This is a genomic window from Streptomyces cynarae, from assembly GCF_025642135.1.
GTDB classification, from domain to species: Bacteria; Actinomycetota; Actinomycetes; order Streptomycetales; family Streptomycetaceae; genus Streptomyces; species Streptomyces cynarae.
The window spans coordinates 8406053-8418806 of the sequence record NZ_CP106793.1 but is presented as its reverse complement, the minus strand read 5'-3'; the positions used below and the strand labels follow the sequence as shown (position 1 = coordinate 8418806).

The 12754-nt window shown below is 73.1% G+C and carries 8 protein-coding genes; 6 read left to right on the top strand and 2 right to left on the bottom strand.

The features are described 5' to 3' along the window. Positions 1 to 66 precede the first annotated feature (66 nt). Positions 67 to 1731 carry an alkaline phosphatase family protein gene (locus tag N8I84_RS37970; RefSeq protein WP_263234055.1) on the top strand — a complete coding sequence of 555 codons (1665 nt, stop codon included), beginning with the start codon at positions 67 to 69 and terminating at the stop codon, positions 1729 to 1731. A gap of 165 nt (positions 1732 to 1896) precedes the next feature. After that, positions 1897 to 2034 (top strand): hypothetical protein, encoded by a 138-nt coding sequence (locus N8I84_RS37965; RefSeq protein ID WP_263234054.1) that lies wholly within the window; start codon positions 1897 to 1899, stop codon positions 2032 to 2034. Between the two features lie 82 nt (positions 2035 to 2116). On the opposite strand, the gene N8I84_RS37960 is transcribed toward N8I84_RS37965, so the two are convergent. Further along, complete coding sequence (locus N8I84_RS37960; RefSeq protein WP_263234052.1) at positions 2117 to 2500, bottom strand: hypothetical protein; 384 nt, start codon at positions 2498 to 2500, stop codon at positions 2117 to 2119. Positions 2501 to 2686: 186 nt separating this feature from the next. Between N8I84_RS37960 and N8I84_RS37955 the strand changes: the two genes are divergently transcribed. Beyond that, positions 2687 to 7081 (top strand): cation-translocating P-type ATPase, encoded by a 4395-nt coding sequence (locus N8I84_RS37955; protein ID WP_263234051.1) that lies wholly within the window; start codon positions 2687 to 2689, stop codon positions 7079 to 7081. A gap of 310 nt (positions 7082 to 7391) precedes the next feature. Then, entirely contained in the window at positions 7392 to 8978 is a 1587-nt protein-coding gene (locus N8I84_RS37950; RefSeq protein ID WP_263234050.1) for a C40 family peptidase, read from the top strand. Positions 8979 to 8996: 18 nt separating this feature from the next. On the opposite strand, the gene N8I84_RS37945 is transcribed toward N8I84_RS37950, so the two are convergent. After that, positions 8997 to 10055: an NAD-dependent epimerase/dehydratase family protein gene (locus N8I84_RS37945; RefSeq protein ID WP_263234049.1), complete on the bottom strand. Its 1059-nt coding sequence runs from the start codon at positions 10053 to 10055 to the stop codon at positions 8997 to 8999. Positions 10056 to 10177: 122 nt separating this feature from the next. Here N8I84_RS37945 and N8I84_RS37940 point away from each other — a divergent pair, with 122 nt between their 5' ends. Further along, complete coding sequence (locus N8I84_RS37940; RefSeq protein ID WP_263234048.1) at positions 10178 to 11281, top strand: PP2C family protein-serine/threonine phosphatase; 1104 nt, start codon at positions 10178 to 10180, stop codon at positions 11279 to 11281. Positions 11282 to 11385: 104 nt separating this feature from the next. Beyond that, positions 11386 to 12750, top strand: coding sequence for an FAD-dependent oxidoreductase (locus tag N8I84_RS37935; protein ID WP_263234047.1), 1365 nt, complete (start codon positions 11386 to 11388; stop codon positions 12748 to 12750). Positions 12751 to 12754 lie beyond the last annotated feature (4 nt).

The window sequence follows — 12754 nt, the reverse complement described above, 5'->3', positions numbered from 1 at the left end:
TCCCTCTCCGATATCGGTGCACGGTCCGCAGACTTCCCCGTGCTCCGTACAGCTCGAGGAGAACCCTTGTTCAGACGTCCTGCCCGTCCCGTCACGGCGGTCGCCGCCGCACTCGCCGCCGTCGGTGCGCTCACGGCCACGGCCACCGCACCCGCCTCGGCGCACACCCCCGTCGCCCGCGCGGGCGCCACGGCCCGGCATGTCCTGCTGCTGTCGGTCGACGGGCTGCACCAGTCCGACCTGGCCTGGTACGTCGCCCACCACCCCGACTCGGCACTCGCACGGCTCGCCACGGGCGGTGTGGAGTACACCCACGCGAGCACCACCGTCCCCTCCGACTCGTTCCCCGGCATGATCGGCCAGCTCACGGGCGGGAATCCCGGCACCACGGGCGTCTACTACGACGACACCTACAGCAACGCCCTCCTCCCTGCCGGGACCACCGGCTGCACGGGTGCCAAGCCCGGCGCCGAGGTGGACCTCACCGAGGACCTCGACCGGAACAAGGACTCCCTGGACGCCGGACAGGGGCTCTCAGGACTGCCCGGCAGCATCCTGAACATGACCGGTGACGCCAGCTCGCTGACAGACCCGTCGAAGCTGCCGGTCGACCCGAAGACGTGCAAGCCCGTCTACCCGCACAGCTATCTGAAGGTGAACACGGTCTTCGACGTGGCCCGCAAGGCCGGGCTGCGGACCGCCTGGTCGGACAAGCACGTGGCGTACGAGATTCTGGACGGGCCCTCCGGCACCGGTGTCCAGGACTTGTTCGCCCCCGAGATCAACAGCGCGGCGACCGGCTATCCGGCGGGCGACGACTGGACGAAGGACAACGCGGCGACCGAGCAGTACGACGGCTACAAGGTGCGGGCCGTCCTCAATGAGATCGACGGCTACGACCACAGCCGTACGCACGAGGTGGGCACCCCGGCGGTCTTCGGCATGAACTTCCAGTCCGTGTCGACCGCCCAGAAGCTGCCCGGATCCGACGGCCTGACGGGTGGTTACCTGGCGAAGGGGGTGCCCGGCCCGCTTCTGGTGAAGAACCTCGCGTTCGTCGACAAGGAGGTCGGGGCGTTCCTCGCGGAACTCCGCCGGCGGCATCTGGACGGCAGTACGACGGTCATCCTGTCGGCCAAGCACGGGCAGTCGCCGACCGACCCGAAGGCGCTGACGCGGATCGATGACGGCCCGCTCCTCGACGGCCTGAACGCCGCGTGGAAGGCCGCGCATCCGGGCGCCGGTGACCTGGTCGCGCACGCCGTGGACGACGACGCGATGCTCCTGTGGCTCACCGACCGGTCCACGGCCGCGACCGAATTCGCCAAGGCGTACCTGCTCGCCCGGTCCGGCACCGGCAACGGGATCGACGGCACGGCCAAGCCCTTCACCGCGAGCGGGCTGAAGACGCTGTACGCCGGTGCGGCGGCTGCCCGCTACTTCCACGTCCTGCCGGGCGACGCGCGTGTGCCGGACCTGTTCGGCGTGACTCAGTACGGCGTCGTGTACACCGGCGGCAAGGGCAAGATCGCCGAGCACGGGGGCGCCCACGCCGACGACCTGGACGTCCCGCTCGTCGTCTCCGGCGCCGGCGCACCGCGGGGTGTGCGGGTCGGCGGCTCGGTGGAGACCACGCAGATCGCGCCGACGATCCTGCGGCTGCTCGGGCTCAATCCCGAGGCCCTGGACGCGGTACGGGTGGAACACACCCGCGTGCTGCCGACGCGCTGACCTGAGCCGGATGGGGTCGTGGTGTCCGCGGCCCCACCCGGGGGCGTTCTCCGTTTGTTCACCCAAGCGACATCAGAAGTGCGCCTCTATGGCACCCATTGCGACGGAAGGGCCTGCATTGTCGGATATCGGACACCCGCACCCGAGCACAGAAAGTCGACCGACATGGGCCAGATTCTTGTAGCCGTGGCGACGAAGATCGGCGCCGCGCTGGCCGAGGCGCTCATCCTGCGCCTTGCATGGCAACTGTGGGCCGCATACGCACGGCACCAGCGCACGGCCACGGCACCGGCCGCCGCCTGACACACAACGACCACCACGGCCCACCGCCGACAAGCGTCGGTGCCCGGCGGTGCCACCGCCGGGCACCGTGGGCCGGGTCGTATCAGGCCGTCCTCCTCACCGAGGCACGGCTCCCACCGTTGTGCCCGGCCGCCGTTTCGGCGCCCCGTTCGCCCTTCCTGCCGCCGCGCAGCAGCCAGGTGGCTCCGCCGACGGCCAGCGCCACCGGCCATTCCAGCGCCCCCGCGACGGCCATCGCGGTCAGCCCCCCGTAGAACACGAGGTCCTTGCCGGACGGTGCGCCGGGCATCCGCGACGTCGCCTCCCTGGCGGTGCTGGTCAGGTCGTCCCTCGTGATGTACGGAATCCTCAGCGAGGGGTGCACCGTACGCGTGTGAAGGTGCAGGCCACCGCCCTCGTGCGCATGGGTCTCCGCCGGCTGCCTCCGGGTCTCTTCCTGCGGTGTCGTTGCCGCTGTTCTGGCCATCCCCCTGTCCTCCTCTCACGGAGTCGGTGTGGTGTGCCACTTCAATTCTCGCGCGCTCCATCCGGCGTGCGCTCTGCGATCTGGTGGAAATAGGAGGTTTATCAGCATTTCGGTTCAAGTAGGTGGTTTGTGGCTACTCGCGTCATTCGGAGCGGGTGTCGGGCCGCAGGGAGCGGGTGATGCACTGTGGCACTGCCGGGACGGCGACTGCTGCGGTCCGTCGTGTCCTCCGCCACCGCCTCGCTGTGGGACGGCACACGCAAACGGGTGCGCCGGTTCGAGGGGCGTCTCCACATCGCCGTACGCGGCCTGAGCCACGGTGAGCTGCCCCATGCCTCGGCGGCGAAGCTGGCCGAGGAGGTGGAGCGGCGGCTCACCGGGCTGCCGGGCGTGACCTGGGCCGTGGTGAACACCGTGCTGGGGCATGCCGTCGTCGGCACGGACGACTCCTTCGACCTCGAGGAACTGGTGCCGGCCCTGATCGACGCGGTCGAGGAGGTCGAGCAGGCCCACGGACTCGAGAACCCGCTGCCCGACCATCCGACCTCCGGCCGTACGACCCGGCGAGCGGCCCTGGCCGTGGCCGTGCAGGTGGCGGCCGCCCCGCTGGCCGCCGTAACGGGTCTGGCCCGCCGGGCGCCGCTCCCGTCGTCGGTCACGGCTCTCATCCCGCTCATCGACGTCCACCCGAGGCTTCGGGCGATGGTGGACCGGGCGATCGGCACCGACAACGCCAATCTGCTGCTGCCGCTGCTGGCGGCGGTGGGCCATGCGGGCTCCGGAGGTATGGTCGGGGTCGTCGTGGACACCGTCCGGCACACCCTGCGGGTGCTGGAGACGAACGCGGAAGCCGCCGCCTGGACCGCGGCCGAGCCCCGCCTGGCCGGCAGTTCCGCGGCCGGGTCCCACGGCCCGGTGCACGACCCACCTCCCCGTGAGGCACCGCTGCGGCCGGGACCGGTCGAGCGCTACGCCGACCAGTCCTCCCTGGTGGCGGCGGCGTCGTTCGCCGGATCGCTGCTGGTCACCCGACGCCCGGCCAGGGCCGCCGGCGGTGCGCTCGCGGCGATCCCCAAGGCACCCCTGCTGGCCCGCGAAGGCTTCGCCTGTGCCCTCGGCCGGGGGCTGGCCCGCAGGGGCGTTCTCGTGGCGGACTCCGGTGCGCTGCGCCGGCTGGACCGTATCGGCACCGTGCTCCTCGACACCGGCGTTCTGGCCACCGGGTCCCATGTGCTGGCCGATCTGGTGCCCCTTGACGACGACGCGCCCGTGGGCGACCTCGCCGCGCGGGCCCACCGGCTCTTCGACGGCTCCGCGCCCGAGAAGCCGGCTCGTGACGGCGATTGGGCCCTGGGCCCGGTCGAGCAGCTGTCCTTGCAGGGGCGCGCCGGAGCACGCGAGCGGGATCGGCTGCACCGCGGCGGGGCACGGCTCGTGCTGGGGCTGGCACACGGGCGGCGGCTGCTCGCCGTGATCAGTGCGGTGCCGCAGATGCACGACGTCGCCGGCACCTTCGTCCCCACGGCCCATGCCGCCAGGCTGCGCGTCGTGGCCGCCGGGGCGCACACCGCAGACCCGGCCCTACGCGAGGCCGACGCGGTGCGCGCGGCGGACGAACGACTGGTGGACTGCGTACGGGACCTCCAGCGTGAGGGAGAAGGGGTGCTGCTCATCTCCCGGGACCGGGCGGCCCTCGCCGCGGCCGATGTCGGGGTCGGTGTCGCCGGCCCGGACGGGACGCCGCCCTGGGGCGCGCATCTTTACGTGGGCGCCGATCCGGCGGCGGCCGTCGTCATCGTGCGGGCCTGCCGCGGTGCCCGCGACAGTGCGCGGCGCGGGGTCCGGATCGCCGAGGCGGCCGCCGCCGTCGGCGCGACGGCGGCGCTGGCGGGGCGGTCGGGGCGGCCCGCGGCGCGCGGCGTGACGGCGTTCAACGTGGCGGGCGCCCTCGCCACCTGCACCGGAGTCTGGTCGGCCGTACGCCTGCTGCGGCGCCCTCCACCGGTGACCGCCGCGTCCCGCGGCCCCTGGCACGCGATGGACCCGGGCACCGTGCTGGAGCGGACCGGGAGCGCCGAGGCCGGGCTGACGGACGAGGAGGCGCAGGCGCGGAGCACCGCACCCGGCGAGCGGGCCCCCACGTCGTCGCCCGTGCGGGCGTACCTCACCGAGATGGCCAACCCGCTCACGCCCGTGCTCGGTGCCGGGGCGGCCATGTCGGCGTCGGTGGGCGCCGTCCTCGACGCCGTCGTCATCGTGGCGGTCACCGCCGTGTCCGGCCTCGTCGGCGGGTTCCAGCGCTACCGGACCGACCGGGCGGTGGCCCGGCTGCGCCGCGAGTCGGGTGTGATGGCCCGGGTGCTGCGGGACGAGCGGGAGACCACTGTGCCCGCCCAGCAGCTGGTCGTGGGCGATGTCGTCGTCCTGAGCGCCGGCGACGTCGTACCCGCGGACGCGCGCCTGCTGGAGGCGCACCACCTGGAGACCGACGAGTCGGCGCTCACCGGCGAGTCGCTGCCCGTGGCCAAGGCCGTCGCGCCGGTGCTGGCCTCGGACGTCGCGGAGCGCACGTCCATGGTGTACGAGGGCACCACCGTCGCGGCCGGCCGCTGCCGCGCGGTCGTCGTCGCGACCGGCACGGCGACGGAGGCGAGCCGGGCCGCGGTGATGGGCCGGGGTGCGGCCGCGCCCGCCGTCGGGGTGGAGCGCAGGCTGGCACGGATCACCCGCGGCACACTGCCCGTGGCCCTCGGCTCGGCCGCCGCGGTGATGGTGGCCGGGACGCTGCGCGGGCGCTCGACACGGGAGACGGTGGGCGCGGGCGTGGGGCTGGCCGTGGCCAGCGTCCCGGAGGGACTGCCGTTCCTGGTGTCGGCGGCCCAACTCGCCTCCGCCCGCAGGCTTTCCGCACGGGGCGCCCTGGTCAGGGATCCCCGTACGATCGAGGCGGCCGGCCGTACGGACGTCCTGTGCTTCGACAAGACCGGAACCCTCACCTATGGACGGATCTCCCTCGTCGCCGTCTCGGCGGACGGCGACAGCCGGCCCCTGGAGTCGCTCGGCGACGAGCAACGCGCCGTTCTCGCCGCCGCGTTGCGGGCCACCCCTCACCCGCACGGCGGCGCCGGGTTCGAGCACGCCACGGACGGGGCCGTCACCGCCGGCGCCGAGGAGGCGGGCGTGCGACGGACGACGGACGTGCCCGGCTGGCGGCGTGTCTCCGGTCTGCCGTTCGAGCCGAGCCGGGGCTTCCACGCCACGATCGGCCGGTTCGGGGAACGCCGGATCCTGTCGGTGAAGGGTGCGCCGGAGGAGGTCGTCGAGCGCTGCGCCACCCGTGGCGGCCGACCGCTGGACCAGCGGGAACGCGCGGACGTGCTCGCCGCCGGCGAGAAACTGGCGGCCGAGGGCCATCGCATCCTCGCGGTCGCGGAGCTGCGGGGCGCGGCCGGCGAGGAGTTGAGGGACGAGACGGTGCGGGGGCTGGACTTCGTCGGGTTCCTCGCCTTCGCCGACCGGGTGCGCGGCACCGCCGCCGAGGCGGTGCGCCACCTGGTGGACGCCGGGGTGCACATCGTGATGATCACCGGGGACCACCCGGGCACGGCCGGCGCGATGGCCGCCGAACTGGGCGTCCTGGACGGCAGGCGGGTGGTGACCGGCACCGAACTCGACGACCTGGACGACCGGGCGCTCGATGCCCTGCTCCCCGAGGTCGGGGTCGTCGCGCGCGGTACCCCCGTGCACAAGGTGCGCGTGGTGCAGGCGTTCCAGCGACTGGGACGCACCGTCGCGATGACCGGGGACGGCGCCAACGACGCGCCCGCGATCCGGCTCGCGGACGTCGGCATCGCGTTCGGGACGCGCGCCACGCCGGCGGCGCGCGCGGCGGCCGACCTGGTGGTCACGGACGACCGGCTGGAGACGGTGCTCGCCGCGCTGGTGGAGGGCCGCGCCATGTGGGCGTCCGTGCGGCAGGCGCTGGCGATCCTGGTCGGCGGCAACCTGGGCGAGATCGCCTTCACCCTCCTCGGCGCGGCCGCGACCGGGACCTCCCCCCTGACAGCCCGTCAACTGCTGCTGGTGAACCTGTTCACGGACCTGGCGCCGGCCATGGCGGTCGCCCTGCGCCCGCCGCGCCCCGAGGCCGCCGAGCGGATGCTGCACGAGGGACCGGAGGTCTCGCTGGGCACGGCCCTGACCGAGGAGACCGTGTGCCGGGCCGTCGCCACCGCCCTCGGTGCGACCGCCGCCTGGATCGTCGCCCGGTTCACGGGCCGCGCGGTGCGCCGTACGGTCGCCCTCGTCGCGCTGGTGGGCACACAGCTCGGGCAGACGCTGCTGGCCGGCGGCCGGAGCGGGGCGATCGTCGGATCCTCCCTCGGCTCGCTGGCGGCGCTGGCGGCCGTGGTGCAGACACCGGTGCTCAGCCAGTTCTTCGGCTGCACGCCGCTCGGCCCGCTCGCCTGGGGCATCGCGCTGTCCACCGCGGCGGCGGCGACGGTGAGTTCGCTGTTCCTTCCGCCGCTGATCGGCCGGATCCGGACCGCGCTTCCGCTGCCGACCCTCGCCAGGGCGTAGACGGTAGCCGACAGAACACCTTCCGGAACGTCAAAACACTTTCTTGAAAGACAAGATGAAAATCACACTGACGTCTCGGACATTTCACAGCTCAATCTTCACGCGAGGCACACAAGTTGGCTAGGTTGTCCGACAGGCCGCACGACTCCCTCCGGCGAACCTCGCCGGGTCGCACGGCCTCCGCCGAGGGCACGGGCCACAGGGCACGCCTTCCGGAGCCTCCAGCCCGAACCCTCCCCCAGCGCCCCGAACGGCCTGGGGGCGCTGCACGGCCGACCCGGCAGGCGGAGCACGGAAGGAGTACGTCCCCATGGCGCAGCGCGACTCCGAGGGGCCGAGCCGCGACGAGGTCCAGCGGCGGATCCAGAGCCTCTACGACCGGGCCGAGACCGCCACCGGGAACTTCAATGCGACCCGCGCGATGTCGACGGGGACCCGCAGGCGCACCGACCCGGCCCTCGGCAGGCAGCGCAGGCGCAGCGATCCCGCGCTCGACGACGTCGCCCGGGAGTGGTTCGACGCGGCGCGCGCGAAGCTGGGTCCGACCGTCCCGGCGGTGCTGCCGACGGACAGGATGCCGGACGGGGCGGCCGGGGACCGGCCCGTGATCCCGGCGAGGCGGCCGGGGAAGGAACTGCCCGCCCTCGAGCGGGCGAACCCGGACCGGCCGGTGCGGGAACTGACCGCCGGGCCGGCTTCCGGGTCGGACCGTACGGTCCGGGAGTTGACCGCCGGGCCGGTGGCGGAGCTGACGGCCGGTCCCACGGCCACGTTGCCTGACGCGCCGGCGTCGTGGCAGGAGACGCCGCGGGCCCTGCCGGGGGCTCCCGCCGAGTCGGGACGCTCCACGCCGACCACCGCCAAGGAGCGGAGTCGGCGCAAGCTCGCCGCGGCCCGGGAGATGCTGGACCGGCATGCGGCGCAGCAGGGCCCGGCGGGTGGCGGCTGGGGCACGCCGCAAGCGCTCGGTGACGGCGGGCAGGCCTGGCAGCGGGGGCAGACGGCCGGTGTCGCGGCGGTCCTGCCGGGTACGTCCCCGGCCGCGGACCTCGCCCTCACCGCCGTTCCTTCTGCCGTGGGGCCGTCGCCCATCGCGCCGTCCCTGGACACGTCGACCGCGCTCGCCGTGCCGGCGCCCCCGGCCACCACGCCGAGCCCAGCCACATCCACGGCATTCGCCGTGCCGGCGCCGTCGGCCACCGAGCCCGTCCCGACCGCCACGAACGCCTTCGCCGTGCCGGCACCACCGGCCACCGAGCCCGTCCCGACCGCCACGACCGCCTTCGCCGTGCCGGCACCACCGGCCACCGAGCCCGCCTTCGCCATGCCCGCACCACCGGCCACCGAGCCCGCCTTCGCCATGCCCGCACCACCGGCCACCGCGCCCGTCCCGGCCGCCTCGATGCCGCTCAACGGTCCGGACGCCCTCGCCGCCACGACCCCGCTCGCCGCCACGGCACCCGGAGCAGTCCCGGCGCCCGTCGCGCCCACGCTTCCTGTCGCCGACGCCTTCGTCGGCCTGCCCGACACGGGGTACGGCACCAAGGCCGCGAAGGCGCTCGCCTTCGCCCGGGCGCAGATCGGCAAACCGTGTGTGTGGGGTGCCACCGGGCCCGACTCCTACGACGCCTCGGGCCTGATCCAGGCCGCCTGGAAGGCCGCCGGGGTCGTGCTCCCCCGCACCGCACCCGACCAGGCGGCCATGGGCACGCCGGTCTCCCTCACCGCTCTCCAGCCGGGGGACCTGGTCTTCTTCCATGACGGCGCCGGCCATGTCGGCATCTGCACCGGCAACGGCATGATGATCCACGCGCCGGGCCCGGGTGCCTACATCCGCGAGGAGTCCCTCCACTACGCCGACCAGTCGGCGATCCACGGGGCGGTACGGCCCGCCTGAGGCCGGGGCGCCCTGACCTCAGCGTGCCCGGCGTTGCCGTCGCCAGGTCTCGTAGTGGTCCAGCAGCGTCTCCTCGATCGGGCGGTAGGTGATGCCCAGTTCCCGCACGCTCCTGCTGTTGTCCACGCGGAAGCGGATGCCGAGGTGCTTGCGGATGTAGTCCTGGGTCAGGCCGAAGGCCGGGCCCAGGACGCGTACCGGCCAGTGCGGCAGCGCGGTGCGGGGCAGGCGCGGGTCGCGGGGGTACCGGGTGCGGATGATGCGGGACATCTCGTGGAAGGACGTCATCGTCTCGGCGCCGACGATGTACCGGCCCTTCGCCGCGGGGTGCTCCGCGGCTGCGATGTGCGCGTCGGCCACGTCGCGGACGTCGGCCGTGGTGAAACTGAAGTCGGGGGCGCCGTAGAAGAAGTAGCCCTTGAACAGCTCGTCGAGCAGGAACAGACTGCCGGATTCCGAGGCGGGGGTCAGTGACGGGCCGAGGATCAGGCCGGGGTTCACCGACACCATCCGCCAGCGGCTCTGGGCCGCCTCCGCCGCCCGGGCCTCGCGTTCGGCGAGCGTCTTCGCGTAGTGGTAGGGGTTGTTCTCCACGGTGCTGGTGGTGTTGACGTACTTCTCGGCGAGTGTCCGGTCGTCCATGGCCAGTACGTCGATGTAGTCGCCGAAGATCGCGCCCACGGTGGACGTGAGGACCAGCCTCTCGACGGTCGCGGCCCGCTCCACGCTCGCCAGCACGTTGCGGGTGCCGTCCACCGCCGGTTCGACCATGTCCTTGCGGCCGTCCTTGATCTTCTCCGGCATGCGGAACGGCGACGCGACGTGGAAGACCACACGGCAGCCGCTCATCGCCTCGTCGAAGGAGCCCGGCCGGAGCAGGTCCGCCTCGAAGAGGGTCAGCCGGCCGGGGAACTCCTGCTGGAGCCTGTGCAACGGCAGCACCTTGGCCGAGTGCGCGGCGCTGCGTACCGTGGCGTGCACCTGGTAGTCCCGCTCCAGCAGCCGTCGTACCAGATGGCTTCCGACGAATCCGCTGCCGCCGGTCACCACAGCCGTCCTCGCCCCGTCCGCGCTCACGCTGTCACCTCTCGACGCCTGCCCTGACGCATCGGACGGCGGAACGATACGCGCAGCCCGGCGCATCCACGAGACCCTGCGCCGACGTGCGGCGGGCCGCTCGGCGTAGGAGCGTTGGGGGTGTGCGAAGCGTGCGTGCCGTGCCGGGGCGCCGGGAGGCCGACAGCCGGAGCTGGCTGCGCGGGGCGCCGCCCCCGCGGTCGGTGCGGGCGCTGCCGCTGGTGCTGCTGGTCTTCGTGTGTGTCGTCACGCTCGTCGCCCCCGAGCCCCTGGACATCGGCTTCCTGCTCGGCGCCATTCCGCCGCTCGCCGTGCTGTCCTACGGGCCGTTGACGACCGCCGTGCTCGGCGTCCTGGTCATCGCCCTCCAGCACGTCCGGGTCTTCCATCTGGACCACCCCGGCAACACCGACCTGCTCACCATCAGCTTCGTGGCGCTGCTGAGCGTGTTCGTGTCGTATGTGCGCAGCCGCCGCGACGCCCAGCTCGACCTCGAACGCACCGTCGCGGAGGCCGCCCAGCGCGCCGTCGCGCCCCCGCTGCCGCCACGGGTCGGACCCGTCCGCTGCACCGGGCTGTACCGGGCCGCGCAGCGCGGGACGCTCGTCGGGGGCGACTTCTACGACGTACGCGCGGGCCGTGTCGGGATACGGGCGGTGATGGGCGATGTGCAGGGTCACGGACTGTCGGCCGTGGCGACGGTCGCGTCACTGCTCGGCGCGTTCCGGGAGGCCGTCCTCGACCAGCCCGACCTGCCGTCGGTCGCCGCGTGCCTCGACCGCAGGCTCCTGGTGGACTCGGGGGACGCCCGGCTCGGGGAGCTGTTCGCGACCGTGGTGCTGCTCGAGTTCGCCCCCGACGCCCGTACGGTGCGGATCATCGTCTGCGGCAGTCCCGCGCCGGTTCTGCTCCAGGACGGCAAGGCCACGGAGGTGCAGGTCACACCGGGAACACCACTGGGGCTCGGCCTGCCCCAGGGAGGCGGGTACGACGAGACCACCTGTCGACTCCAGCGGGGGGACCGGTTGTTCCTGGCCTCCGACGGCATCTGGGAGGCCCGGGACTCCACCGGCGCGTTCTATCCACTGGTCGACCGGCTTCCCCGTCTCGCCGACGACGACCCCGAGGTCATGACCGAGCGCGTGTGGACCGATCTCGTGGAACACTGCGGCAGTGTCCGGGACGATGTGACGATGCTCCTGCTGGCCCCGGAACCGAAGCCATAAGTCCGCCTTATGGGGTCATAGAGCGGACCCGCGTACCAAGTTAGGATTGCCTTAGCTTAGGGTTCCCGACGAGCCGTCCATCCCCGCTCGAAGGGAACCTGATCATGCCCCGCCCCCTGCGGGTAGCCATCGTCGGAGCCGGTCCCGCCGGCATCTACGCCGCCGACGCCCTGCTGAAGTCCGAGGTGGCCGCCGAACCCGGTGTGTCCATCGACCTCTTCGAGCGGATGCCCGCCCCGTTCGGCCTCATCCGGTACGGCGTCGCCCCCGACCACCCGCGCATCAAGGGCATCGTCACGGCCCTGCACCAGGTGCTCGACAAGCCGCAGATCCGCCTGTTCGGCAACGTCGCGTACCCGTCCGACATCAGCCTGGACGACCTGCGCGCCTTCTACGACGCCGTGATCTTCTCCACCGGCGCCATGGCCGACCGGCCCCTCGACATACCGGGCATCGACCTCGACGGCTCCTACGGAGCGGCGGACTTCGTCTCCTGGTACGACGGGCACCCGGACGTGCCGCGGACCTGGCCGCTCGAAGCCGAGAAGGTCGCCGTCCTCGGCGTCGGCAACGTCGCCCTGGACGTGGCCCGTGTCCTGGCCAAGACGGCGGACGAGCTGCTGCCGACCGAGATACCGCCGAACGTCCACGAGGGCCTGAAGGCCAACAAGGCCCTGGAGATCCACGTCTTCGGCCGCCGTGGCCCGGCCCAGGCGAAGTTCAGCCCGATGGAGCTGCGCGAGCTGGACCACTCCCCCAACATCGAGGTCGTCGTCGATCCCGAGGACATCGACTACGACGAGGGCTCGATCGAGACCCGGCGCGGCAACAAGCAGGCCGACATGGTCGCCAAGACGCTGGAGAACTGGGCCATCCGCGACGTCGGCGACCGGCCGCACAAGCTGTTCCTGCACTTCTTCGAGTCCCCGACCGAGATCCTCGGCGAGGACGGCCGGGTGGTCGGCCTGCGTACCGAGCGCACGGCCCTGGACGGCACCGGCAACGTCAAGGGGACCGGCACGTTCCGGGACTGGGACGTCACCGCCGTCTACCGTGCCGTGGGCTACCTCTCCGACCCCCTGCCGAAGCTGCCGTGGGACGTCGAGTCGGGCACGGTCCCGGACGAGGGCGGGCGGGTCATCGAGGACAGCGGCACGCATCTGCAGTCGACGTACGTGACCGGCTGGATCCGCCGCGGCCCCGTGGGCCTCATCGGCCACACCAAGGGCGACGCCAACGAGACGGTGGCCAACCTGCTCGACGACCACGCGAACGGGCGTCTGCACACGCCGGCTTCGCCCGCGCCCGAGGCCGTGGACGCGTTCCTCGCCGAGCGGAACGTCCGTTTCACCACCTGGGAGGGCTGGTACCGCCTGGACGCCGCGGAGAAGGCGCTCGGTGAACCCCAGGGCCGGGAACGAGTGAAGATCGTCGAGCGGGAGGACATGCTCCGCGAGAGCGGCGCATAGACGC